25 protein-coding genes and 1 tRNA gene are annotated in these 24,097 nt (G+C 70.9%); 12 read left to right on the top strand and 14 right to left on the bottom strand.

From position 1 onward, the window contains the following. Nucleotides 1-346 precede the first annotated feature (346 nt). The 4 genes from AB0I28_RS05070 to AB0I28_RS05085 form a co-directional block, all read right to left on the bottom strand. Nucleotides 347-1,204 carry a carbohydrate-binding protein gene (locus tag AB0I28_RS05070; protein ID WP_357489603.1) on the bottom strand — a complete coding sequence of 286 codons (858 nt, stop codon included), beginning with the start codon at nt 1,202-1,204 and terminating at the stop codon, nt 347-349. Nucleotides 1,205-1,266: 62 nt separating this feature from the next. Beyond that, complete coding sequence (locus AB0I28_RS05075) at nt 1,267-2,154, bottom strand: AraC family transcriptional regulator (RefSeq protein ID WP_357489607.1); 888 nt, start codon at nt 2,152-2,154, stop codon at nt 1,267-1,269. Nucleotides 2,155-2,305: 151 nt separating this feature from the next. Continuing rightward, a tRNA-Pro gene (locus AB0I28_RS05080) sits at nt 2,306-2,379 on the bottom strand. Nucleotides 2,380-2,461: 82 nt separating this feature from the next. Continuing rightward, entirely contained in the window at nt 2,462-3,352 is an 891-nt protein-coding gene (locus tag AB0I28_RS05085) for a metallophosphoesterase (protein WP_357489611.1), read from the bottom strand. A gap of 25 nt (nt 3,353-3,377) precedes the next feature. Between AB0I28_RS05085 and AB0I28_RS05090 the strand changes: the two genes are divergently transcribed. Next, complete coding sequence (locus tag AB0I28_RS05090; protein ID WP_357489614.1) at nt 3,378-3,833, top strand: GatB/YqeY domain-containing protein; 456 nt, start codon at nt 3,378-3,380, stop codon at nt 3,831-3,833. Nucleotides 3,834-3,897: 64 nt separating this feature from the next. Here AB0I28_RS05090 and AB0I28_RS05095 read toward each other — a convergent pair whose 3' ends face one another. Further along, nucleotides 3,898-6,396, bottom strand: coding sequence for a transglycosylase domain-containing protein (locus AB0I28_RS05095; RefSeq protein WP_357490826.1), 2,499 nt, complete (start codon nt 6,394-6,396; stop codon nt 3,898-3,900). Nucleotides 6,397-6,710: 314 nt separating this feature from the next. On the opposite strand from AB0I28_RS05095, the gene AB0I28_RS05100 reads away from it, so the two are divergent. Further along, the gene (locus tag AB0I28_RS05100) at nt 6,711-7,034 is read left to right on the top strand and encodes a WhiB family transcriptional regulator (protein WP_357490828.1); all 324 of its coding nucleotides are present in this window, start codon (nt 6,711-6,713) and stop codon (nt 7,032-7,034) included. Between the two features lie 62 nt (nt 7,035-7,096). Here AB0I28_RS05100 and AB0I28_RS05105 read toward each other — a convergent pair whose 3' ends face one another. The 3 genes from AB0I28_RS05105 to AB0I28_RS05115 are packed head-to-tail and all read right to left on the bottom strand — an operon-like array spanning nt 7,097 to nt 9,731. Beyond that, on the bottom strand, nt 7,097-8,215 hold the full coding sequence (locus AB0I28_RS05105; protein WP_357489617.1) for an ArsA-related P-loop ATPase: 1,119 nt from the start codon (nt 8,213-8,215) through the stop codon (nt 7,097-7,099). Further along, the gene (locus tag AB0I28_RS05110) at nt 8,212-9,186 is read right to left on the bottom strand and encodes an ArsA-related P-loop ATPase (protein WP_357489620.1); all 975 of its coding nucleotides are present in this window, start codon (nt 9,184-9,186) and stop codon (nt 8,212-8,214) included. The genes AB0I28_RS05105 and AB0I28_RS05110 overlap by 4 nt, the downstream gene beginning before the upstream one ends. A 23-nt stretch (nt 9,187-9,209) precedes the next feature. Continuing rightward, complete coding sequence (locus AB0I28_RS05115) at nt 9,210-9,731, bottom strand: hypothetical protein (RefSeq protein ID WP_357489623.1); 522 nt, start codon at nt 9,729-9,731, stop codon at nt 9,210-9,212. Between the two features lie 118 nt (nt 9,732-9,849). Between AB0I28_RS05115 and AB0I28_RS05120 the strand changes: the two genes are divergently transcribed. Then, nucleotides 9,850-10,014, top strand: a complete 165-nt coding sequence (locus tag AB0I28_RS05120; RefSeq protein WP_357489625.1) for a DUF4177 domain-containing protein — start codon at nt 9,850-9,852, stop codon at nt 10,012-10,014. Continuing rightward, entirely contained in the window at nt 10,011-10,466 is a 456-nt protein-coding gene (locus AB0I28_RS05125; RefSeq protein WP_357489627.1) for a RidA family protein, read from the top strand. Before AB0I28_RS05120 ends, AB0I28_RS05125 begins: the two co-directional genes overlap by 4 nt. 37 nt (nt 10,467-10,503) lie before the next feature. Here AB0I28_RS05125 and AB0I28_RS05130 read toward each other — a convergent pair whose 3' ends face one another. Then, the gene (locus AB0I28_RS05130; RefSeq protein WP_357489629.1) at nt 10,504-11,118 is read right to left on the bottom strand and encodes an XRE family transcriptional regulator; all 615 of its coding nucleotides are present in this window, start codon (nt 11,116-11,118) and stop codon (nt 10,504-10,506) included. A gap of 204 nt (nt 11,119-11,322) precedes the next feature. On the opposite strand from AB0I28_RS05130, the gene AB0I28_RS05135 reads away from it, so the two are divergent. The 5 genes from AB0I28_RS05135 to AB0I28_RS05155 all read left to right on the top strand — a co-directional run bounded on the left by AB0I28_RS05135 (nt 11,323) and on the right by AB0I28_RS05155 (nt 14,892). Further along, nucleotides 11,323-11,547, top strand: coding sequence for a hypothetical protein (locus tag AB0I28_RS05135; protein WP_357489631.1), 225 nt, complete (start codon nt 11,323-11,325; stop codon nt 11,545-11,547). Nucleotides 11,548-11,606: 59 nt separating this feature from the next. Then, nucleotides 11,607-12,371 carry an endonuclease III gene (gene nth, locus AB0I28_RS05140; RefSeq protein ID WP_357489633.1) on the top strand — a complete coding sequence of 255 codons (765 nt, stop codon included), beginning with the start codon at nt 11,607-11,609 and terminating at the stop codon, nt 12,369-12,371. Beyond that, a complete protein-coding gene (locus AB0I28_RS05145; protein WP_357489635.1) occupies nt 12,368-12,934 on the top strand; it encodes a TlpA disulfide reductase family protein in 567 nt (188 codons plus the stop codon). Before nth ends, AB0I28_RS05145 begins: the two co-directional genes overlap by 4 nt. Nucleotides 12,935-12,996: 62 nt before the next feature. Then, nucleotides 12,997-13,647, top strand: a complete 651-nt coding sequence (locus tag AB0I28_RS05150; protein ID WP_357489637.1) for a CoA pyrophosphatase — start codon at nt 12,997-12,999, stop codon at nt 13,645-13,647. A gap of 57 nt (nt 13,648-13,704) precedes the next feature. Next, entirely contained in the window at nt 13,705-14,892 is a 1,188-nt protein-coding gene (locus AB0I28_RS05155; RefSeq protein ID WP_357489639.1) for a MarP family serine protease, read from the top strand. 10 nt (nt 14,893-14,902) lie between these two features. On the opposite strand, the gene AB0I28_RS05160 is transcribed toward AB0I28_RS05155, so the two are convergent. Beyond that, complete coding sequence (locus AB0I28_RS05160; RefSeq protein WP_357489641.1) at nt 14,903-15,376, bottom strand: DUF4282 domain-containing protein; 474 nt, start codon at nt 15,374-15,376, stop codon at nt 14,903-14,905. A gap of 196 nt (nt 15,377-15,572) precedes the next feature. On the opposite strand from AB0I28_RS05160, the gene AB0I28_RS05165 reads away from it, so the two are divergent. After that, nucleotides 15,573-16,265: a Crp/Fnr family transcriptional regulator gene (locus AB0I28_RS05165; protein ID WP_184788238.1), complete on the top strand. Its 693-nt coding sequence runs from the start codon at nt 15,573-15,575 to the stop codon at nt 16,263-16,265. Between the two features lie 83 nt (nt 16,266-16,348). Here AB0I28_RS05165 and AB0I28_RS05170 read toward each other — a convergent pair whose 3' ends face one another. After that, nucleotides 16,349-16,675 carry an HIT domain-containing protein gene (locus AB0I28_RS05170; protein WP_357489643.1) on the bottom strand — a complete coding sequence of 109 codons (327 nt, stop codon included), beginning with the start codon at nt 16,673-16,675 and terminating at the stop codon, nt 16,349-16,351. A 67-nt stretch (nt 16,676-16,742) separates the two neighbouring features. Between AB0I28_RS05170 and AB0I28_RS05175 the strand changes: the two genes are divergently transcribed. Both AB0I28_RS05175 and AB0I28_RS05180 read left to right on the top strand, forming a co-directional pair. After that, complete coding sequence (locus tag AB0I28_RS05175) at nt 16,743-17,159, top strand: hypothetical protein (protein WP_357489645.1); 417 nt, start codon at nt 16,743-16,745, stop codon at nt 17,157-17,159. A 53-nt stretch (nt 17,160-17,212) separates the two neighbouring features. Then, nucleotides 17,213-17,527 (top strand): hypothetical protein, encoded by a 315-nt coding sequence (locus tag AB0I28_RS05180; RefSeq protein WP_357489647.1) that lies wholly within the window; start codon nt 17,213-17,215, stop codon nt 17,525-17,527. Between the two features lie 15 nt (nt 17,528-17,542). On the opposite strand, the gene AB0I28_RS05185 is transcribed toward AB0I28_RS05180, so the two are convergent. The 3 genes from AB0I28_RS05185 to AB0I28_RS05195 all read right to left on the bottom strand — a co-directional run bounded on the left by AB0I28_RS05185 (nt 17,543) and on the right by AB0I28_RS05195 (nt 24,043). Then, entirely contained in the window at nt 17,543-19,522 is a 1,980-nt protein-coding gene (locus AB0I28_RS05185; RefSeq protein ID WP_357489649.1) for a serine/threonine-protein kinase, read from the bottom strand. 145 nt (nt 19,523-19,667) lie between these two features. Further along, a complete protein-coding gene (locus AB0I28_RS05190; protein WP_357489651.1) occupies nt 19,668-23,192 on the bottom strand; it encodes an adenylate/guanylate cyclase domain-containing protein in 3,525 nt (1,174 codons plus the stop codon). Then, nucleotides 23,189-24,043: an MBL fold metallo-hydrolase gene (locus AB0I28_RS05195; protein WP_357489653.1), complete on the bottom strand. Its 855-nt coding sequence runs from the start codon at nt 24,041-24,043 to the stop codon at nt 23,189-23,191. The genes AB0I28_RS05190 and AB0I28_RS05195 overlap by 4 nt, the downstream gene beginning before the upstream one ends. Between the last annotated feature and the right edge of the window lie 54 nt (nt 24,044-24,097).

Below are 24,097 nucleotides of genomic sequence, written 5' to 3' on the forward strand. Positions count from 1 at the left end.
CCGAGGGCGAGGGCGAGGGCGAGGGCGAGGGCGAGGGCGAGGGCGAGGGCGAGGGCGAGGGCGAGGGCGAGGGCGAGGGCGAGGGCGAGGGCGAGGGCGAGGGACATTTGGCGGCGGCTGCCAAACGCTGGTCACGGGCACCTGAGGGGCCGTGCTGTCCCATTAGGCGGTCGCCAGGTCGCCAGGTCGCCAGGTCGCCAGGTCGCCAGGTCGCCAGGTCACCAGGTCACCAGGTCACCAGGTCACCAGGTCACCAGGTCAGCCCCCCACCCCACACCCACCCACACGGCGGCACGGCCGCCCACGCGAGGACCCGCGTGGGCGGCCGCACCTCTTCCAGCCCCACTCAGACGCGCCGCCACAGCGCGGGTGTCGTGGGTGGCTCCCAGCCGACGATCGCGGTGTGCGCGATCTGGCACACGTACGAGCTCCCGCCGTACGTGACCTGGTCACCCACCCTGTACGCGGTTCCGGCTTTCCACGTACCACCGGGCGTGCCCGTCGGTGAGGTAGTCGGTGAGGTCGTCGGGTTGGTGGGCCCGGGCCCTTGGGGCACGTTCAGCACGAAGTCGAACGTGGCCTGCCGCCCGCCCCCGCCGGTGGTGACGTTCATCAGCAGCCGGGGGTCGAACAGCGAGTCGGTGGCGTTGCGGGGCTCGTTCGGGAAGTACAGCTGCGTGGTCAGGATCGGCCGACCGGGCGCCTGCACTTTCACGTGGATGTGCCTGGTGCGCCCCGGGTAGAGGCCGGGCACGATCGTCGTGAGACTGAAGCCTCCCGAGGTGTTGGTGAACTGGTGCCCTCGGAAGCGGTAGGTGGTGTTGTCGTAGTTCCCGGCGTTGTCGGCCTGCCAGAAATCCAGCAGCGCCCCGGCGATGCCCTGACACCCGAGACCGTAGACGGTGCCGGTCACCGTCAGCCTCGTCCCGTTGCCGTCGAGCATGGTGCTTCGCTGCGGCGAGTTCGGTTTGAAGTAGGGCCCCTCCATCTGCGGGGGCGTGGGGTCGTCGCCGTCGTCGCAGAAAGGCGTGGGGTCGAGGGACTGGCCCGACGGCGTCTTCTCGCCGGAGAACGCCGGCGCCGCGGCCATCACCAGGGGCGCGGGCAGTGCCACCATTGCGGCCTTGAGCAGGGTCTTGCGGCTCATCCCGGAGCGGTCGTCCTTTGTGGACTCGACCGCTGGTTCGCCGTTGTCGCCGGTCATCGCTGTCTCCTCGTCGTGCGGGGGATCTCGTCGAGCTAGATCGACGCTATTCGCGCGGCCCCTCACGGGTCGATGGACTCAATGCGGGGAACATGGTGATTTCGGCTCCCGCGCCGGTAGTCGCCCGGGCTCGTCCCGGTCTCGCGCCGGAAGAAGCGGCAGAAGTAGGCCGGGTCGGCGAAGCCGAGTTCGCGGGAGACCTGCCCGACTGTCAGGTCGGTGCCGCCCAGCAGCCGCCTCGCCTCGATGATCCGCGCCTCGCGGATGAGCTGCCCCGGCGTGCGCCCGGTGACGGCCTTCACGACCTCGCTGAGGTACCCGACCGAGACGCCGAGCTTCGCCGCGCAGGTCCGCACCGACGGGTCGGCGCGGTGCTCGCGCGCGACGAGCCGGCTGAACTCCTGCGCCACCGCGGTCGCCCGGTCGGACCGCCCGAAGACGCAGTCGTGCCCCGGAACCCGCCGGGCGCGCACCAGCAGCACGTGCAGGTAGGCCTGCAGGACGGTGAGGAAGTCGCGCTCACGCCGCCGGTGCTCCTCCTCCATCAGGCACAGCAGGGTCGCGAACTCGCCCGCCTCGGCCGCCGACAGTCCCAGCCACGGCCGTTCCGACAGGGCCTGCCAGGCGTCGCGGTCGGCGGGGTGGTCGAGGAGGAACCCCTCGGTGAACAGCAGCACGCGCCCGTCGAGCCCGGTGGCGTTCTGCCAGTGGTGCACCTGGCCGGGCGTGATGAACCCGATGTGCGGCGGCCGCAGGGGATGCGCGGCGAAGTCGATGACGTGGGCGCCGTCGCCGCCGGTCACCAGCACGATCTCGTAGAAGGTGTGGCGGTGCGGATAGTCGGCCCGCGATAAGGGCCCGATGGTGTCGAAGGTGCCCACGGCGAAGGGCACGACGTCCGGCTCGGGAACGCACAGGCGGTGCAGCGGAAGCGGGTCGGTGTCAGGCATGCCGGGTGACCAACGTGAGGCGGAGGGTGAACACTTAATGAGGTTTGACGATCGGCGCGGTGGACGCAAGTCGGACGAAACGCCGAATCGGCCGGCGGCTCACGAGGGCACGAAAAAGGCCAGACCCGCAGGTCTGGCCTTTTCTTCCCGGTCGGGATGGCGGGATTTGAACCCACGACCCCCTCGTCCCGAACGAGGTACGCTACCAAGCTGCGCCACATCCCGGGATTGCTCACGGCAGAGAAACACGCAGTTTCGTGCCGCCGGGCAATACTAGCCGACGTCCCGCGTCAGCCGCCAAGGGGTATCACCCCCGGGGCACGAGTGTGAGCACGCTCGCTTCCGGCGGGCACGCCAGGCGCACCGGGGTGTACGGACTCGTCCCCATTCCCGCCGAAACGTGCAGGTAGGCGTCGCCGTGCCGGGACAGGCCCTTCACGCGCTTGCGGTCGAGGTCGCAGTTGGTCACCAGCGCCCCGTAGAAAGGAACGCACACCTGCCCGCCGTGGGTGTGGCCGGCGGTGATCAGGTCGTAGCCGTCGGCGGCCATCGCGTCGAGGATCCGCCGCACGGGCGCGTGCGTGACACCGATCGACACGTCCGCGTCCGCCGACACCGGGCCCGCGACGGCCGGGTAGTCGTCGAGGTCGATGTGCGGGTCGTCGACGCCGGCCAGCTCGATCGAGCGCCCCCCGGCGGTGACGGTGGTCTTCTGGTTGTTCAGGTCGGCCCAGCCGCCCTTGACGAGCAGCTCGCGCAGGTCGTCGGTGGGCAGCGGGTTCCCCGGCTTGTTCACCTTGTTCTTGTTGAAGTACCCGAAGGGGTTCTTCAGCACCGGCCCGTAGTAGTCGTTCGACCCGAACACGAACGCGCCCGGGTAGTCGAACAGCGGCTCCAGCGCCCGCGCCACGCCCGGGACGGCGTCGGGATGCGCGAGATTGTCACCCGTCAGCAGCACCAGGTCGGGGTCCAGCGCCGCCAGCGACGCCGTCCAGTCCTGCTTCAGCCGCTGCCCCGGGGTCATGTGCAGGTCGCTGATCTGGAGGACGCGGAGCGGCTCGGCGTCGGCGGCCAGCACCGGAACGTCGAAGCGGCGGAGCGTGAACTTGAGCCGCTCGTACAGCGACGCGTAGGCCAAAGTGGCCGCCCCCGCGGCGGCGATGACGGACGCGGCGGCGATAACCCTGCGCTTTCCCATGCCTTACAGGGTAGTTTTACCCCTCATGAGCACGAGCAAGGGGCAGCTGGAGAACGACCTGCACGCGGCGATGAAGGCTCGCGACGAGCTGACGACCGCGACACTGCGGATGGCGCTGACGTCCGTCAAGAACGCCGAGGTGGCCGGAAAGGTCGCCCGGGAGCTTTCCGCCGACGAGATCGAGAAGGTCCTCGCCAAGGAGGCCAAGAAGCGCCGCGAGGCCGCCGAGGCCTTCGCCGACGCCGGGCGCGCCGAGTCGGCCGCGCAGGAACTGGCCGAGGAGCAGGTCCTGCTGCGCTACCTGCCGCAGCCTCTCGGCGAGGCCGAACTGGAGGCCCTCGTCGAGCAGACCATCACCGAGGGCGGCTTCGCCGGCATGGGCCAGATGGGCCAGGCCATGAAGGCCGTGCAGGCCAAGGTCGCCGGACGCGCCGACGGCAAGGCCGTCTCGACCCTCGTCCGCGCCAAGCTCGGCGCCTGAGGAGCAGCGCGCACCAGCGAGACGACGGCCCCGGATCCATTGTGGATCCGGGGCCGTCGTCACGTCAGTCGTCGCACTGGCCCGGCGGGAAGCAGGGGGAGGGCAAGTCCGGTAAGTCCCCGTCAGGTGGGTCGTCCCCATCGGTCGGCGGTGGATCGGCCTTCTTCTTGCCGGTGCTCACGTACAGGATGATCGTGCTGCCCTCGGCGGCGCGCCCGTCCGGGCTGGTCCAGTAGACCTGGCCCTTCGCGCAGTCGGAGCGCTCGCCCTGCACGACCTCGGTCTTGAAGCCGGCGTTGTCCATCTTGTTCTTGGCGTCCTCGACCGAGTCGCAGTTCACCGACGGCACGTCGCGCGGATTCTTGCCGTAGATCATCGCGTCGGAGGGCTTCTTGAACTCTCTGGCCTCGGTGCCCTTCTCGGCGGCGTTGAGGATGTCCTCCGACACCACATAGTGCGGTGCGGACCTCATGCCGTTCGACGACTTGCCGACGAAGTCGGGGTCGGTGTGGAAGGTCGCCAGCGCGTTGTTGCGGGTGTAGCCGGCGAACCAGAGCGAACCGTTGTCGGTGGTACCGGTCTTGCCGGCCACGTCACGCTGGCCGACCTGGAGCCCGCCGGGGAAAGTACCGCCGTTGCACTTGGCGGTCGATGAGGTGGCCGCGACCGGGCAGCGCGCCGCGTCGGTGGCCGCGCGGGCCACGTCCTGCGAGATGACCTGCTGGCAGGTCGGGTCACCCGCGGCGACGGGATTGCCGTCCCGGTCGGTGATCGACTGGATCGGCGTCGGCTCGCAGTACTTGCCCTCGGCGGCGACGGTCGCGTACGCGTTGGCGACCTCCATCGGCGTGGTCGCCGCGACGCCCAGGGTCAGCGTGCCCCAGCCGTCGGGCTCGCCGCAGAAGTCCTCAAGCGGCTCCTGGTCCTGGCAGCCGGGGGTGGCGCGCTCGCGGTCGGGCGCGTTGTGCCAGTCGATGCCCAGCTTCTGCCAGGCGTCGACGACCTTGTCGGCGCCGACGCGCTCGATGAGCTGCACGAAGTAGGTGTTGACCGAGCGGCCGAAACCGGACCACATGTTGAAGCGGCCGGTCTGGTAGTCGGCACTGTCGTTCTTCGGGCACCAGCGGTAGGAACCGTCGGGGAAGCGCGGATCGCAGGCCGAGTCGACCTTCTGGTAACCGGCGCTGTAGATCTTCGACGTGTACCGGTGCGGGCTCTGGAACGCCTGCGTCAGCGGGACGCCGTTCTCCAGTGCCGCGATCATGGTGAAGAACTTCGCCGTCGAACCGATCTGGTAGCCGCCGTTCCCGTCGCCGTCGGTGGTGAACAGCGGAACGGTCGTGTTGGGATAGGTGCCCTTGATTCCCTCGGCGGCCAGTTTCGGGTCGGAGTGCGGCGGGTTCTTGCTCGTGTCGAGGCTGTACTTGCGGTTGACCGCCATCGCCTTGACCCGGCCGGTTCCCGGCTCGATCACGACCGTGCCGAGCGCCAGGTGGCTGTTCTTGCTCTCCTGGTTGAGAATCGTCTCCATCGCCTCGGACTGCACGTCCGGGTCGAGCGAGGTGACGATCTTGTAGCCGCCCTGCTTCAGCTTCGCCAGCCGGTCGGCCGGCTCGGCGCCGAAGGCGGTGTTCTTTCCCCACCAGTCCTTGAGGAAGTCGCAGAAGAAGCCCCAGTCGTTGTGCTTCTTGGGTACCTCGACGCACTCGCTCGGCTGGGCCTTGAGCTTGAGTTCGAGCTTCTTGGCCTTCTCCTCCTCGGCGACCTGCGGGGTGATCTTCCCGTTGGCGACCATGCGATCCAGCACGTGGTTGCGGCGCTCGGTGGCGGCCTTGTCGTCGTTCTTGCTGGGGTCGTAGGCACCGGGCGCCTGGACCAGACCGGCGATGAAGGCGGCCTCGTTGAGCTTCAGATCCTTTGGCTTCTTGGAGAAGTAGGACTGCGAGGCGGCGTAGATGCCGTAGGAACGGTTACCGAAGAACGCGATGTTGAGATAGCGCTCAAGGATTTCGGGTTTGTCGAGTTCCTTCTCGATCGCCATCGCGTAACGCATTTCGCGGATCTTGCGGGCGGGAGTGTCCTCTGTGGCCTCGAAGATCTCTTCGTCGGTCTGTGCGTTGTATTTCAAGACATTCCGCACATACTGCATCGTCAAAGTCGACGCGCCCTCGGAAACTTCCCCGTCTGCGCTATTTGCCATGAGCGCACGCACAACCCCGCGGGGGTCTACTCCGTTGTGCTCATAGAAGCGAATGTCCTCGACGGAGATGATCGCGTCCTGCATCACCTGCGGGATGTCGGCGAGGGCGACGGGTTGACGGCTCTCGTCGTAGAAGGAGGTGATCAGCGTCTTGCCGTCATTGGCGTACACAGAGGTGAGCTGGGGGATCGGTTCGACCCGAAGCTCGTCGGGCAGGTCCTCGAAGGACTCGGCTCCGGCCTTCGCGGCCAGCCCGCCCACGGCGATGGCGGGGAAGGCCGCCGCCGCCACGACGAGCCCGGCCAGTAGTCCGCACACCAGTAGAGATGTGACGTTGTTGAGCAGGCTGCGGTCTCGGGGCATCCACTTCACCGCCTCAGAGTACGTGACCCGATCTGCGCGGCGGAGTGCCGCGTGCGGGGGTCCACAAGGGTTCATTGGGGGCGACGCTTCGACGAGTGTCGGGGGTTGTCTCTTCAGGGTAGTCGTAACCACATCGTGATCAACTTGCCGCCAAGGGGTAGCCATAACCCCGCAAAAGGGGTACTGTCCGAATCCGACAGCAACAGTGCGTAACTGATCGACTACACATTCGTTTGCCGCGCGACCGGTGAGGGGTGTTTACGTCATCAGACCTGGGGGCAAGAGGTACGTAACAAGAAGGTGGGGATGTGCTGATGGAGTTGATGGTCGACTGGGCGAGTCAGGCCGCGTGCCGGGAAGGTGACCCGGACGCGCTCTTCGTACAAGGCGCAGAGCAGAACGCCGCAAAGAAGGTCTGCCGTGGATGCCCGGTGCGGATGGAGTGTCTCGCCGACGCTCTTGACAACCGTATCGAATTCGGCGTCTGGGGGGGCATGACCGAGCGTGAACGCCGCGCCCTGCTACGCAAGCACACCGATGTTCGCAGTTGGCGGCGGGTCTTCGAGGCCGCACTCACCAAGGAAGCCGAGCAGCGTTCGGTTTCGAGGGGGCACAGTCTCACGCCGTCCGGCTTCTAGGCCGTGCGCGTTACAGCCGCCTGACTCGGGAGGTTCCCGGCATGTTCGAGTCAGGCGGCTTCTCATTGCCCGTCGGCCGCCAGCAGATCCCCGACATGCCGCAGCGCCTCCAGGTCGTGCACGTCCCCGGCCTGTGCTGCGACCCGCGTGGTGGGCACCCCTGGGTGCGCGGTGGTGAACCGGCCCGCGACCCGCTCCTCCCGCTCGGCCTGGGCGACCAGGTCGGCGTGAATGCGCAGGACACCTGCGGTGACGGGGGACAGTCCGTGCTCTTCGAGGCCCTCGGCGGCGCCCAGACTGCGCTGCGCGGACAGCCCGGCGACCCCGGTGGTATGCACCCGGTTCAGGATGAGCCCGGCCAGCGGCATGCGCTCCTCGGTGAGGCGGCCGGCGAAGTAGGCGGCCTCCCGCACGGCGTCGGGTTCGGGCGTGGCGACCACCAGGAACGCCGTCTCGCGGTCCTGCAGGACGCGGTAGGTCTGCTCGGCGCGCTGCCGGAAGCCGCCGAAGGTCGAGTCCAGCGAGGCTACGAAGGTGCCGATGTCGGTGAGCAACCGGCCGCCGAGGATCTTGGCGATCGTGTTCGTGAAGAACGACGTCGCCGCCGTCATCACCGAGAACACGCTGCGCCCGCCCCGCGCGGGGGCCAGCAGCAGACGCAGCATCTTCCCGTCGAGGAAGCGCGCCAGGCGCTGCGGGGCGTCGAGGAAGTCGAGCGCCGAACGCGACGGGGGAGTGTCGACCACGATCAGGTCCCAGGAGTCGGCCGCGCGCAGCTGCGCGAGCTTCTCCATGGCCATGTACTCCTGCGTGCCCGAGAAGGTCGAGCTCATCGCCTGGTAGAATGGGTTGGCGAAGATCTCGGCGGCCTTCTCCTCGCTGGTGTGCGAGAGCACGACCTCGTCGAAGGTCCGCTTCATGTCCAGCATCATCGCGTCGAGCTGCCCCCCGCGTGCCTGCTCGACCGTGCGCGGGGTGTTCGACAGCTCCGTCAGGCCCAGCGACTGCGCCAGCCGCCGCGCCGGGTCGATGGTCAAGACCACCGCGCGCCGGTCGTGCTTCTCGGCGGCGCGCAGCGCCAGCGCCGCGGCGGTCGTGGTCTTGCCGACCCCGCCCGACCCGCAGCACACGATGATGCGCACGTCGCGGTCGCCGAGCAGCGCGTCGATGTCGAGGCTCATCGGGGCTCCTCCCCTGTGAGCAGCTCCGCGAGGTGGTAGAGCCCGGACAGGTCGACGCCCTCGGGGAGCAGTGGCAGCTCGATCAGCGGGTAGGGCTCGCCGGCCAGTTCTGCACGTAGCCCCGCCTCCAGGTCGAGACGGACCTGGTGGGCGCGGACCTCTTCGAGCAGGCCGGTGACGACGGCCTTGTCGGCGGGGAGCCCGGCGGCGGTCAGGCCGCGCTTGAGCTCGGCCTGCGTGACGCGGGCGCCGGCGATGGGATCGGTGCGGACGTTGTTCAGGATGATCGACCCGATCGGCATCCCGTGCGCGCTGAGCTCGGTGATCGCGTCGGCGGTCTCCTGCACCGGCATCTCCTCCAGCAGCGTCACGACGTGCACGGCCGTGGTCGCCTTCGAACGCAGGATCGCCGCGACGCCCTCGCTCTGCGACTTGATCGGCCCGACCTTGGCGAGCTTGGCGGCCTCGGCGGTGACGTTCAGGAAACGCGTGATCCGCCCGGTCGGCGGAGCGTCGAGGACGACGGCGTCGTAGGCGCGCCTGCCGCCGGTCATGCGCGTCGTGGCCTCCTTGACCTTGCCGGTGAGGAGGATGTCGCGCAGGCCCGGCGCGATGGTCGTGGCGAAGTCGATCGCGCCGAGCTTCTTCAGCGCCCGCCCGGCGCGCCCGAGCTTGTAGAACATCGTCAGGTAGTCGAGGAGGGCCTCCTCGGCGTCGACGGCCAGCGCGTACACCTGGCCGCCGTGCGGACCGCGGGCGATGCGCCGCTCCTCGTAGGGAAGCGGGGGCACGTCGAACAGCTGGGCGATGCCCTGCCTGCCCTCGACCTCCACCAGCAGCGTGCGGCGGCCGCCGGCCGCCAGGGACAGCGCGAGCGCGGCGGCGACCGTCGTCTTGCCGGTGCCGCCCTTCCCGGTCACGATGTGGAGCCGGGTGCTCGCCAGCTTGTGGCGCGGGGTCTGTTTGGACATCAGGATCTAGGCTACGACGCCTTTCACGCCGGCGTCGCGAAGCCGCACACGTACCATTCGGGGTCCTTGACCACGGTGAACGTCCATGTCTGCGCCTCGGCGCCGGTGGGTGTGGTGCTGGACACGTCGGCGGTGACAGTGGCGTCACCGGAGTTTTCACTCGTTGTGGTGACGTGGTTCCAGGCGATGTCGACGTCTCGGCCGGTGGACTCCTCGGCGCTGGCCACGGCGTCGAGGTAGGCGGCGAAGTCGGAGTCGCGGATGGCCGGGCAGACGAACTCGCGGGCGGCCCGGGGGTCGCGGTCGGTGAGCAGTGCCCCGAGGAAGCCCTCGACGGCGTGCTCCGGGCTGACCGGGCCGCGATCGGCGAGTTTGTCGATCAGGAGGTATCCCCCGGCGGCCGCCAGCGCGCAGAAGGCGAGCAGCGCGACGAGGAGCGCGTAAGCGCCGGCCCGGCCGCGTGCCTTGCGAGGGGGCGTGTCCTCTGGCGGCGGCTCGTAGGGGGACTGCTCGGTGGTGTCAACGCCCGCGGGCTCATGCGTCATTTGTCCCCCCGAGGGAAGGCTAGGTATGCAGGGTAGCGCTCTGTGGTGTCTAACGTGGCGGTGTCGGCGAACGTGACGGGCCGGTGAGCTGTCGTGACGCTTTCGGTATCGTCGCGCCATGCAGAAATGGGAGTACGTGACCGTCCCGGTGCTGGTCCACGCGACCAAGCAGATCCTCGACAACTGGGGCGAGGACGGGTGGGAGCTCGTGCAGGTCGTGCCGGGCATGAACCCGGAGAACCTGGTGGCCTATTTCAAGCGGCCGAAGGGGGAGGGCAAGTGAGCGTTCGCGACAGGCTCGCCGAGCTGGGCCTCGAACTGCCGAAGGTCGCCGCGCCGGTGGCCGCCTACGTTCCGGCGATGCGCAGCGGCGACCACGTCTACACGGCCGGGCAGCTTCCGTTCAAGGACGGCGCGCTGCTGCGGACCGGTTACGTCGGCGGCGAGGTCAGCCCCGAGGACGCCAAGGAGCTGGCCGCGGTGTGCGCGCTGAACGCGCTGGCGGCCGTCGACTCCGTCGCGGGCCTCGACAGCATCGTGCGGATCGTGAAGGTCGTCGGCTTCGTGGCCTCCGCGCAGGGCTTCACCGGCCAGCCGGGCGTCATCAACGGCGCCAGCGAGCTGCTCGGCGAGATCCTCGGCGAGGCGGGCGTCCACGCTCGCAGTGCCGTCGGCGTCTCGGAGCTGCCGCTGGGCGCGCCGGTCGAGCTGGAGCTCATCGCCGAGGTGCGCTAGGGCTTGCGCGTAAGAGGGCCCCGGGTCTCCCGGGGCCTCACTTTTTCGCCGACGGCCGGGCGCGGACGTGCATGCGCTCGCCCTGGCGGCCGAAGAGGCTGAGGATCTCGACGGGCTCGGTGTCGGCGGAGCCGAACCAGTGCGGCGTGCGGGTGTCGAACTCGGCGGCCTCGCCGGGCCCGAGGACGAGGTCGTGCTCGGCGAGGACCAGCCGCAGCCGCCCGGCGAGGACGTAGATCCACTCGTAGCCCTCGTGGGTGCGGGGGTCGGGCTCGTCGCCGGTCGGGGGGATGACCATCTTGAAGGCCTTCGGCGCGCCCGGCTGCCTGGTCAGCGGGATGATCGTGGAGCCGAAGCCGGAGTCGACCGGGCGCAGCCGTACGCGCGGGTCGCCGACCTCGGGGGCGCCGACCAGCTCGTCGAGCGGGACGCGGTGGGCGCGGGCGATGGGCAGCAGCAGTTCGAGGCTGGGCCTGCGCTGGCCGGACTCCAGGCGCGAGAGGGTGCTCTTGGAGATGCCGGTGGTCTTCGACAGCTCGACGAGGGTGACGTTGCGGGAGGTGCGCAGCCGCTTGAGGCGCGGGCCGACCTCGGCGAGGGTGTCGGCGAGGTCGGGTTCGGGATGGTCGGGGTGCCGATGCTCGTGGGCCATGGGCTCATTGTCCCGGAAACGGCAACGAAGGTTGCCGGTATTCGCGGGGACCCGAGCGGAGGCGCGGATCACCCCGGCGGATGTCGACGCAGGTCGGCGGCCCGCCGTCCGACGGCCCGGCGGGGTCGGGCGTCCACAAGGGCCGAAGCGGGTTTTCGCGCCTCGCGCGACGGGCATTCGATCACTCCACCCCGAGGAGGAAACATGCCCGGTTTCATGTCCCGCGTCCGCCCGTCCAAGCCCGCGGCGATCTTCGGCGCCGTCGTCGGCGTCGCCGTCCTGATCTTCGGTTTCGTCTCGCTCGGCACCGAGGGGCCCTTCATCTGGTTGTGGGGGGCCATCGGCGTGGGCATCATCCTCTTCAACCTGTGGGCCGCCTTCTCGCAGCGGGGCGCGACCCAGGTCGTCGAGAGCGAGGAGCGCCGATGAGGCCCGACACCCCGCCCGACCGCCGCCGCCGTGCGGCCGGCGCGGCGTAGCCTTCCTCCATGGCCGAGAGCAAGGCGAGCACCCCGCTCGCGCTCAAGCGGCGGGCCCGCCGCGTCAACCGCGTGCTCGCCGAGACGCACCCCGACGCGCACTGCGAGCTCGACTTCACCAATCCCCTTGAGCTCACCGTCGCCACGATCCTGTCGGCCCAGACCACCGACGTGCGCGTCAACCTCACCACCCCGGCCCTGTTCGCGCGCTACCCGACCGCGGCCGACTACGCCGGCGCCGACCGGGCCGAGCTGGAGGAGATGATCCGCTCCACCGGCTTCTACCGCAACAAGGCCAACTCCCTCATCGGCCTGGGCCACGCCCTGGTCACCGAGCACGACGGGGAGGTCCCCGGGAAGCTGGACCAGCTCGTCAAGCTGCCGGGGGTGGGCCGCAAGACCGCCAACGTGATCCTCGGCGACGCCTTCGGGGTTCCCGGCATCACCGTCGACACCCACTTCGGGCGCCTGGTGCGCCGCTGGGGCCTCACCCGGGAGGAGGACCCGGTCAAGGTCGAGCACGCCGTCGGCGCGCTCATCGAGAAGCGCGAGTGGACGATGTTCTCGCACCGCACGATCTTCCACGGCCGCCGCGTCTGCCACTCCCGCAAGCCCGCCTGCGGCGCCTGCACCCTCGCCAAGCTGTGCCCGTCCTACGGGGAGGGCCCCAAGGACCCCTCCGTGGCCGTGAAGCTGCTCAAGGGCCCGCGTGTGCCCGAACTCGCCGAGGCGGCCGGCGTCGCCGATCTGCTCCCGGAGGAGACACCCGCGTGAAGTCCCGCACCTGGTTCCCGGCGATCCTCGCCGCCCTCGTCCTGCTCGTCTCGGCCTGCACGGGCCCGGACGACGACGCGGCGAGCGAGTCCACCGAATCGGCGGCGGGGGGCATCCCGTGCCCCGAGCCGTCGGTGATGCCCGCCGGGGGCGGTGACCCCATCACGGCGGTGACGCTGCCCTGCCTCGGCGGCGACGGCGAGGCGATGCCGCTGTCGGACGGGGCGCCGATGGTCATCAACATCTGGGCGTCGTGGTGCGCGCCCTGCCGCGACGAGCTGCCCTCGGTGGAGGCGTACGCGGCGAAGGGCAAGGTCGCCGTGCTGGGCGTGAACACGCAGGACACCGAGGACGCCGCGCGCTCCATCGTGGAGGACTTCGGCCTGACCTTCCCCTCGCGCTTCGACCCCGACGGCACGCTGCTGGCCACGCTCGGCAAGCGCGTCCTGCCGGTGACCGTGCTGGTCACCGCCGAGGGGACCGTCGCGCACACCTACAGCGGCCCGGCGCTGTCGGAGGACGCGCTGGCGGCGCTCGTCGAGAAGCATCTGGACGTCGCCTAGGCTCCGGCGCCGGGTAGCCTCCCTTGGATGATCGTGCCTCGTCGTACTCCCAGGCCGCGCCCATGAGGGCCAGGACCGATCTCACGTTGCCCGACTGGTGGCACCCGCTGGCCGACAAGGCCGCGGGCACCGAGGGCGAGCCGTGGGTGCGTCTGGCGCCGCCCAACATGGAGGGCCGCCACAGCGCCGTGCTCATCCTGTTCGGCGAGGGCGCGCACGAGGGCCAGACCGGTCCCGACGTGCTCATCTGCCAGCGCGCGGCGAACATGAACAACCACGCCGGACAGCCCGCGTTCCCCGGCGGCGGCACCGAGCCGGGCGACGCCGACGCGGTGGCCACCGCGCTGCGGGAGGCCAATGAGGAGGTCGGGCTCGACGCCGACAGCGTGGTGGTCGTCACGACCCTGCCCGAGGTGTGGATCTCGGTGAGCAACTTCCGCGTCACGCCCGTTCTGGCGTGGTGGCGCGACCCGCACCCGGTGCACGCGCGGCAGACCGAGGAGGTCGCCAGCGTCGTGCGCGTCCCCGTCAGCGAGCTCGTCGACCCGGCCAACCGGGTGCGCGCCCAGCACCCCTCGGGTTACGTCGGCCCGGCCTTCCAGGTCCGTGACCTGCTGGTATGGGGCTTCACGGCGGGAATCCTGTCGGCCGTGCTGGACCTCGCCGGCTGGTCGAAACCGTGGGGACCGGGGCGGCTGGTGCCCGTCTCGTAAGCCCCTGTCGATGGCGGTCGGCCCGTACCCTGGGACAAACGGCGACGAGGAGCTTGCATGAGCGGCGGCACGTTGGTGGACATCGTTATCGTGCTGCTGGCGCTGATGTTCGCGATCAACGGCTACCGCCAGGGTTTCGTCGTCGGCGTGATGTCCTTCCTGGGCTTCTTCGGCGGCGCGCTGATCGGCGTGAACCTCGCCCCCTACCTCATCGACTACTTCGAGGCGCCTCTGACGCGGGTGGTCATCGCGCTGGTCGCCGTCTTCGGCCTCGCCGTCGCCGGGCAGGCGGGGATGGCCACGATCGGCGCGCGCGTGCGCAGCACCATGCGCCGCAACGGCACCCGCACCGTCGACCATGTCGGCGGCGCGATCGTGTCGCTGCTGGCGGTGCTGCTGGTCGCGTGGATGGTGGCGACGCCGCTGGCCTATTCGAGCATCCCGGGCCTGGCAGGCGCGGTCCGCAACAGCTCGATCGTGCACATCATCGACGACTCGGTGCCCGAGCCGGTCAAGGGCGTCTACGACGCGCTGCGCCGCACGGTCGACACCAACGGCTTCCCCGACGTGTTCGGCGGGCTCGGCCCGTCGAATCCCCACGAGGTCGCCGCGCCCAACGAGGAGCTGCGCAACTCCGACGCGGTCATCGAGGCCCAGCCGTCGGTGCTGAAGATCCTGGGCGAGGCGCCCCGCTGCGACCGCCGTATCGAGGGCTCCGGCTGGGTCTTCGCGCCCGAGCGGGTGATGACCAACGCGCACGTCGTGGCCGGGACCGACAGCCTCGTCGTGGAGACCGCCGACGGGCACCTTCCCGGTCGCGTGGTCGCCTACGACCCTTCGCGCGACCTCGCCGTCATCTATGTCCCGGGCCTCGACGCGCCCGTCATGGACGTCGCCGACGGCCGCGCCGAGGAGGGCGAGGACACCATCGTCCTCGGCTATCCGATGGACGGCCCCTACACGGTCACGCCGGCCCGGATCCGCTCCTCCGGGCCCGTGCGGGGCCCGAACATCTATGACAACGGCGAGGTCACTCGCGATGTCTACGCGCTGCGCGCCCAGGTCATCAGCGGCAACTCCGGCGGGCCGCTGATCTCGACCCAGGGTGATGTCTACGGTGTGATCTTCGCCGCCGCCGTCGACGACAAGGACACCGGCTACGCGCTCACCATGGACGAGGTGACCCCGGTGCTCGACGCCGGCCGCGACGCCACCGGAGCCGTCGGCACGCAGGACTGCACCTAGGTCCTGGCGGCTACACGCCCTTGCCGCGGGTGTTGATCTCGGCGATGTTCTCGTTGATGCGGAAGATGACCGCGAGGTACTCCAGGAACATGCGCGTGAGCAGCACCGACAGGGCTACGCCGGGCGCGCCGATGAGCAGGATCGCGATGCCGAAGACCGGGTAGGTCGCGAAGCCGACGATGACCGAGACCAGGTAGCTCAGGCCGATCATCACCAGGCTCACGACATAGGTGATCTGGAGGAGGGTGGGCGTGGCGAAGCTGCGAAACGAGAAGTCGAACAGGGCCGTGAAGAAGCTCGGCTGGGCCGGTCCGGCGGCCGCGTAGTTGGCCGGTCCGGTGAACTGGCCCGTGGGCGGGGCCTGGTAGGGGCCGGTCGGGTACTCGGTGCCCGCCTGCGGCTGCTGGTAGTAACCGCCGGGCTGCTGTCCGTCGGTGTACTGCGGCTGCTGGGGTTGCGAAGCGGGGTCCTGAGGGTAGGTCATGCCATGCATGTTGCCACGAAGACGCCAGGCGGGTCCTGCGCGAATGGTCAGCCACAAAGGACGGAAGTACCGCGAAGACGCAGCGTGTCACGCGTGTCGCGGGTACAAATGAGAAAGATCGGCGCGTCCTGGCAAGTGCGTGCACTCGTACGCATAGACTCGGCTTGCGTCAATGTTGTGCGCAGTGGAGGTCGCGATGGATGAGGTACTGGCCCGGGCAGGGCTCTTTCAGGGCGTCGACCCCGAAGCGGTCGACGCGCTGACCAAGGAACTGGAGCACATCGAGGTCCGCAAGGGCCAGACTGTGTTCAACGAGGGCGAGCCGGGGGACAGTCTCTACATCGTCCTCAACGGCAAGATAAAACTCGGGAGGCGCGCCGCCGACGGCCGGCAGAACCTGATCGCGGTGATGGGCCCCAGTGACATGTTCGGCGAACTGTCGCTGTTCGACCCGGGTCCGCGCACGGCGACGGCCACGGCGGTCACCGACGTGCGTCTGGCACGCCTGGGCAAGTCGTCGCTGCGTCCGTGGATCACCGATCGGCCGGAGATCGCCGAGCAGCTGCTGCGCGTCATCGCGCGCCGTCTGCGCCGGACCAACGACTCCCTCGCCGACCTGATCTTCACCGACGTGCCCGGCCGTGTGGCCAAGAGCCTGCTGCAGATGGCCTCGCGCTTCGGTACCCGCGACGGTGGCGTGCTGCGAGTGACGCACGACCTGACGCAGGAGGAGCTGGCGCAGCTCGTCGGCGCCTCGCGCGAGACGGTGAACAAGGCCCTGGCCGACTTCGCCGCGCGCGGCTGGCTCCGGCTGGACGGCAAGAGCGTCATCATCATGGACCCGGAGCGACTCGCGCGCCGCGCGCGAGTGTTACGGGTAGAGGGGTGAGCACGCCCCTCGGTAAATTCACCGCGACGGCGGTCCCTTCCGGGGCCGCCGTTTCGCGTACCCGGGGTATGCCGGGCGGTTCCTCAGAGCGGGTCACCGCCGGCGACGTGGAAGTGCAGGTGCTTGGAGTCCTGGTAGCGGCCCAGGTTGGTCAGGACGCGGGCGGCGCCGTGCTCGGCGGTGACGCGCGCGGCGACGTCGCGCACGACCGCCAGGACCTCGTGAAGGGCTTCGACGCCGGCGTCGCCGAGGTCGATGAGCGAGGGGATGTGCGCCTTGGGGACGACCACGATGTGCACCGGCCAGTGCGGCCGGGTGTGGTGGAAGGCGAGGACGCCGGCGGTCTCGGCGACGACGTCGACAGGTGTTCGGCCGGAGAGGGCCTCGTCGCAGTAGAAGTCTTCGGTCACCACCCGACGGTAGCCGCCGGACGCGCACCGGGCCGTCGAGTGTCCACAAGGGACTAAACTGTTCGGCGTGAACACGCTGGCGCGCCTGATCAACGGGCCCGGCCTGATGCCCGGGCACCTGCGCGCCCGGCTCACCGGCGAGGATCTGGTCTTCCTCGCCGAACGGCTGAGGGGCTCCATCGTCTACCGCGACCTGCGCGCACCCGGCCACCGCGCGAACCGGCTGCGGTCGGCGGCCACGGGCGCCATCGGCATCAGCACGCAGGGCCTGGTCGTCTACGCCAACAAGGCCAAGCAGATCGACGTCCCGCACCGCCATCCGTTACGGCAGAGGATCGGCGTCCGCCTCGACGGCGAGCACAGGGTGCTGTTCACCTTCGAGCTCGGCCTGACCAACACGCTGCTGGCGGGCTCGGCCGAGGTCCGGCTGAAACTGCCGCCCGAGCAGGCCCGCAGGGTCGTGGGCATCCTGACCGCCGCCTGAGCCCGATGATCGCGCACAGTGGACGGTCGCGCGAGGGGGTCTAGGATCACCCCATGGGACTGGCCGGCGACATCGCCGCGGCGCTGCACGGCGCCCGCGAGACCATGGGCGACGCCCGTGCCGGAGCGCTGGCCGCCGCCGAGACCCTCGCCGCCGCCCGCGACAGACTCGCCGCCGTCACCGAGGGCACCTCCCGCGACGAGCCGGTGCGCTCGCTCGCCGCGCTCGAACAGGCCCGCGAGCACATCCGCCAGGCCGCCGCCGCACTGTCCACATGCGACGACACCGTCGGCGGCTACACCTGCGCCGTGCTCGGCTTCCCCACCGGGGCCACGAGAACCGCCCGCCCACCCGCCGGCGGCGGATAGCCGGGCGGCACGCGGCTACTTGACGAAGGCCGAACCGGTGCGCACCTGGTCCTGCTGGCGCGCGATGCAGTAGAAGGTCCGCTCACCGCTGTCGAAGTCGGCCGCCACCGGCGGCAGCACCTCGGTGATCCACGTCTCCAGCTCGTTCACGCCGACCAGCTGCTTGAGGACTTCCTTGCTCATGCAGGCGTTCTGCACGACCTCGGCGGCCGCGACGTCGGGATGGTTGGCCGAGGTCACCGAGTCCGGCAGCGCGCCGGTGGCGAAGGCCTCCCACTCGTGCTCGCTGGTGCACTCGGCCTCCTTGGCCGAGGCGACCCCCGAGTCGATGTTGAAGTCGTTGAAGCACTTCGGGGCCGTCATGCACCCCACGCCCTCGGCCTCGAAGCCGCACACCGGACCCGAGGCGCCCGTGGGCTCCCCGTCGCTTTCGGGCTCGCCACCGCTGAACAGCGACACGATGCCCCAGGTGATCAGGATCAGCACGACCAGGATCACCGCGCCGGAGATCACGAAGAACTTCGTGCGCGACCCGCCGTCGTCGCCGTCCTCACGACGCCGGTCAAGGCGGCTGCGGACGAGCTCGGTGCCCGGGATGCGCAACCGTGAGCGCTCCGGCGGCGGGGGCGCCTCGGGGTAGCGGCGCGAACCGGTGTCGGTCAGGTCGTCGGGCCCGTACGGCGGCGGAGGCGGCCCGGGGTACTTGGGAGCGTTGTCGTGCGGCGGCCACATCGGCGGCGGCGCCTGCTGCTCCCCGGGAGGAGGCCCGAAGTTGTGCTCGCCCGAGCGGTACGGATCGGCCGTGCCGGGAGGGGCGAAGGCGTGCTCGCCCGAGCGGTAGGCGTCGGCCTCGGCCGGGGGCCGCGACGGCGGGCGCGGCGGCGCGGTCGGGACCGGTGGGGGCGGCGGAGGAGCCTGGAACGGCGGTGGACCGGCCTGCGCGGGCTGCGGCATGGGCGGACGGCTCATCGGCGGCGGAGGGGGCGCCTGCATGGGCGGAGAGGGCAGCGGGGGAGCCGAGGGGGGCATCGGCGGGGCCGCGTTCGCTGCGGCCGGTACCGGGCGCGGCCGCGAACGTGGAGCGGAGGGGGCGGGCTGAGGCGGGACGGGGGCCGGCACCGGCGGGCGACGCGTGGGGGGAACGGTCACCGGCTTGGCCAGCGGAACACTGTCGAGCATCTCGCGGAACTGGTCGGCCGTCGGTCGGCCGTCGGGGTTGCTGGTCATCGCCGCGCGCAGCATGCCGACCAGTAGCGCCGAGGCGCCGGCGACGTCGGGGATGGGGCGCCCGAACAGTTCCATGACCTCGCGCAGGTCGCTGATCTCGCCGGTGAAGCGCGGCGGGTGTCCGGCCAGCAGCGCGTAGAGGGTCGCGGCGAGGGAGTACACGTCGCTGAACTGGCTCGCCGGCTTCATCTGGAGCGTCTCCAGCGGCGCGTACGCGGGCGTCAGGTGCCCGATCGTGGCGTGCACGCCGGTGTCGAGCACCGAGTCGGTGACCACGGCGAGGCCGAAGTCGGCGAGGACGGGTTTCCCGTCGGGCCGGATGAGGATGTTGGCGGGCTTGATGTCGCGGTGCAGGACACCCCGTTCGTGCGCGCCGGAGAGAGCGTCGGCCAGCTGCACGCCGATGTCGCGGACCTCGGCGTCGCTGATGGAGCCCTCGGCGTCGAGCCGGTCGGCGTAGGAACCCTCGCACAGCTCCATGACGACGTAGGGGCGGCCGTCGTCGGTGACGCCGGCGAAGTACAGGTCGACGACGTTCGGGTGACCCGACAGCCGGCCCGCGGCCCGCACCTCCTGCTCGAAACGGCTGCGCTGCTCATTCTGCGCGAACGGGCGCTTGTCGATGCGGAGCGCGACCTCACGGCCGGTGGAGACCTGGACGGCCCGGTAGACGACGGTGTAACCGCCGCGGGCTATGACCGACAGCTCGGCCAGGTCGGGTAGATCGGGGAGGTCGCCCGCTTCGGGGGACCAGAATTGAGCGCTCACGCAGGCAAAGGTAGAGCACGGCGGCTAGATCATGTATCCACCGTTTCGGCTCTTATCCGGATCAGTTGTGGCGAAGGGAAGCCCTTTATTCAGGATTTAATGAAACCCGGTGAGCCGTCCGGTTCCAACCGTTCCCGCCCGCGGCTCAGCGTGCCGGTTCCCGCAACGTTTCGTGCGCGTTGCGCAAGCGTGCCAGCAACTTGTCCGCCTCGCCTCGGTGACTGCGCTGCTCGGTCGAGTACGCCAGCGTGACGGCCTCCTCCGCGGCCGCGACGGCCTCCTCCTGACGGTCGTTGGCGGCCAGCGCCTTGGCGTAGGCCAGCTGGGCACCCACCCGGCTCGAAATGTCCTCACCGGGCGCCTCGACGGCCCGCTTGGCCCATCGCAGCGCCTCCTCGGCCCTGCCCTCGGTGCGCAGGACGTCGGCGTAGCGCGCCACGGCCCGGCGACGCGGGTACAGCAGGGTCGGGGAGCCCAGGTGCGCGGCGATGTCGCCGAACAGCCGCAGCGCGGCGGCGTTGTCGCCGCCGGCCCGGTGCGCCTCGGCCAGCAGGGCCAGCGGACCGACCCGCGCCGACTCCAGGACGTCGAAGGGGACCGCCAGCTCCAGGGTGGACAGCGCGGCGCGTTCGGCGCCCTCGACGTCACCGGCGTCGAGGAGGCAGTGCCCCAAGACCGTGCGGGCCATCCCGATCAGCAGGGGGTGGCCGGTGCGCAGACCGTAGGTCTCGGCGTCGAGGGCCAGTTCGCGAGCGTGGTCGGACTCGCCGAGGCCGCGCGCGACGACGGCGCGCACGACCAGCGCCAGACCCCGGCCCCAGTCGTCGTCGACGCGGTCGTAATCGCGGTAGGCCTTGCGCGCGGCGGAGTCGGCGTCGGAGAGGTCGCCCAGCTCGGCGGCGGCGTAGGCGCCGACCGCGCGCAGCGTGCCGACCGCCCAGGTGTCGCCGACCCGCTCCCCGAAGGGCAGGAAGGCGGTGGCGAGCTTCGAGGCCTCGTGCAGGCGGCCGGCGAGCAGGCGGGTGAACGCGGCCGTGCCGCGCACCCACGCGCGGCCGATCGGGTCGCGCAGGGAGGCTATCCGCCGGGCGGCCTGGCCGAGGAAGCTGTCGGCGGCGTCGAAGTCGCCGATGCTGGTCGACACCCACGCCAGGTGCTGGAGGGCCCAGGCCTCGGAGCGGACGTCGCCGGTGTCGCGGCCGACGCCCAGCGCCTCGGTGAAGCGGGCCTCGGCCTCGCGCAGGCGCCCCGACACGTAGTCGAGCATGCCCAGGCGCACGAGGACGTCGGCGCGGACGGTGGGCAGCTCGGCGCGGTCGGACAGGTCGCCCGCCGCGCGCCAGATCGCCGCCGCCCGCAGCGGCTCACCGAGGGAGCGGTAGATCCGCCCGGCCAGAAGCAGCGTGAGAGCGGCGACCTGCGGGTGCGACGGGATCGTCGCCACGGTGTCGCCGGTCAGCGACATGCCCAGCTCGGCGGCGATCTTCTCCACGTCGACGAGGGCGTCCTCGGAGCGGTCCAGGCGCAGCAGCGCCCGGCCGCGCACGAGGCGGTCGGCGACCGACAGCGCGCGCAGCTCCGCGGAGCGGTCGATAAGCGTCGCGGCCTGCGCCGGTTCGCCCTGCACGATCGCGCGGCGCGCGGAGCGGCCGAAGGCCTCCACGGCGAGGTCGGCGACATCGTGGACGTCGTTGTCGGGGGAGATGCCGATCTTCTCGGCGAGGCTCAGCGCGCGGGTGGCGTGCGTGGCGATGAAGTCGTCGGCGGCGTCCTCGGCGAGGGTCCCGCCAGGAGCGCCCGCCGCGGCCCACCGGGCAAGGCGCGCGTGGCGCTCGGCGCGCTCGGCCATGCCCAGGCCCAGGTAGGCGGCCTCGCGCATGAGCGGCGTGACGAAGCGGAACCCGCCGGAGTTGCGGCGGCGCAGCATGCCGCGCGCGAACAACTCCTCAAGGTGCCCCTCGTCGGTGTGGTCGTGGAGAGCCGAGAGCGCGCCGTCGGGAATGGTGTCGCCGATGACGGCGGCGTCGCGCAGGACCATCTTGGTGTCGGTGGGCAGCGCGTCGATGCGCGCGGCGAGAACCCGGGCGAGGTCGGTGGACACGAGTTTCCCGGCAAGCGAGCCCGGCGCCAGACGCCACTGCCCGTCGATCTCGTAGAGCAGGCCCTGCTCGGTGAGCAGCGCGACCAGCTCGGCGAGGTAGTAGGGGTTTCCCTGCACCGCGCCGAGGAGGCGGTACTCGTCGTCCTCGCGGAGTTTCCCGCCGCACAGGGCGGCCAGCAGGCGCGCCGCGTCGGCACCGCGAAGCGGCGGCAGGGTCTGCGCCTCGGCCTCCGACACGCGGGTGAGGACACCGGCGTGGCGGACCAGTTCCGGGCGGCCCAGCAGCAGCACCAGCACCGGCCCGGACAGGCGCGCCACGGCCGCGCCGAGCGCGTCGAGGGCGTCCGGGGTGGCCTCGTGCAGGTCGTCGACGATCAGCAGCAGCGGCGTCTGCGTGGCCAGCAGGTTGAACAGGTCGGCGACCGCGGCCGGCATCGACTCCTGATCGTGGTGCTCGGGGCCGGGGCCACCGGGGCGGCCCGGGGCCTCGCCCGGCGCCGGCGCGAGCCCGAGCAGCGCCAGCAGCATGTCGACGCTGAACACCGCCGGGGCCTGCTCGCCCTCGGTCTGCTTGCGGTGGCGGTCGGCGAGGCGGCGCAGGCGCTCGGTGGCGGTCTGGCGGTCGTCGCCGACGGACAGGCCGACCGCGCGGCGGACCAGGTCGGCCAGCGGGCCGAGGCGACGGCGGCGGCCGTAGGCGGCGGCGCGGACGGCGACGACGCGGACCCCGCGCGCCGAGGCGCGGCGGCCGACCTCGATGCCGAAGCGGGTCTTGCCGAAGCCGGCCTCGGCGGTCAGCACGAGGGTGCGCGGCTCGCTGCGGTCGACGACCTCCGACAGGCGCCCGGCGACGATGCCCAGCTCGACCTCGCGGCCCACGAAGGGGGCCTGGTCGCCGAGGCTGGTGCGCGTGCCGGGGGCGTCGTGGAGGCCCAGAAGCTCGTAGGCGTGGACCGGTTCGCGCTTGCCCTTGAGGCGCAGCGGCTCCAGTTTCCGCCAGGACGCGACGTGCTTGGTCGCCTGGACCGTCTCGTCGCTGGTGTAGACCGTGCCGACGGCGGCGGCGTCGGCCAGCCGCGCGGCGGTGTTGACCGTGTCGCCGATGACGGTGTACTCGACCGAGGCCTGCATGCCGGCCACGACGAGGCCGGTGCGGATCCCGACGCGCAGGCCCAGCGGCACGCCGCCGCCCTGCTCGGCGTCGAGGACCTTGCGGACGTTGCGCTGCATCGACATGGCGGCGCGGACGGCGCGCTCGGCGTCGTCCTCGTGCGCCACGGGCGCGCCGAACACGGCCATGATGCCGTCACCGGTGAGTTTGTCGACGTGCCCGCCGTGCTCGGCGACCGCCTGGGCGCACACGGCCAGGACGCGGTCGGTGACCACGCCGACGCGCTCGGGGTCGAGGTCCTCCGACCACGCGGTGAAGTCCGACAGGTCGCCGAAGAGCACCGTGCAGACGCGTCGCTCCGTTTCGGGCAGCGACGCGACGGGGGACAGCGGGGCACCGCAGCTGTGGCAGTAGCGCGCGCCGGGTACTACGACGTTCCCGCAGAAAGGACAGGTCACGGTTCCCCCAACTCCCGAACGGTGTCGATATGTTCCCGGTCACTCACACCCTTTGAACGATCCGCCGGCACCCCGAGGTACTCCAGCTGTGCTCGCACGGTCGCCTCGGCCGCCGGCCACACGGAGCGGTCGACCTCGGCGTAGACGATCTTGACGATGTCCATGGCGCCTGTCGCCCCGTTTTCCAGCGCCGCGCGCACCTGCTCCAGGCGCTGCTCGCGGTGCGCCCGGTACTGCTCGGCGGCCGCCCTCACCGAGGGCAGAGTGGGGCCGTGACCAGGCAGAACGGGCAGGTCGCCGTATTCGGCGAGCAGGTCGAGGCTGGCCAGATAGGAGCCGAGGTCGCCGTCGGGCCACAGCACGACGGTGGTTCCGCGGCCGAGGACGGTGTCGCCGGTCAGGACCGCCGCCTCGCCGTGTTCGCCGCGTTCGACGTGCAGACTCAGCGAATCGGCGGTATGTCCCGGAGTGTGCCGGACGTGCACGCGCAGTCCGTTCACATTCAGTGTCTCGCCGTCGGTCAGCGGCGGTCCGCCGACGCACCACTTCGGGTCGAAGGCGCGCACGGGGACGCCCAGATGGGCGCCCAGCCCGGCGGCGCTGTCGGAGTGGTCGGGGTGCCAGTGCGTGAGCACGATCAGGGCCGCCTCGCCGTACGCCTCGATCGCCGCGAGGTGCCCGGGCAGTGCCGGGCCCGGGTCGACGACGATCACGCGGTCGGCGGCGGAGGCGCGCAGCAGCCACGTGTTGGTCCCGTCGAGGGTCATCGGGCCGGGATTGGCGGCGCGCAGCAGACGCGCCCACGCGGGGGCGTGGGCGCTGTCGGAGGGGCCGACTGTCGCGGGGGTCACGCTGGCGAGACTACGTGGGCTCGCTGACAGTTGGCTGAATTTGGGACGCCGAGG

The sequence above is a fragment of the Phytomonospora sp. NPDC050363 genome, from assembly GCF_040655735.1.
Lineage (GTDB): Bacteria > Actinomycetota > Actinomycetes > Mycobacteriales > Micromonosporaceae > Phytomonospora.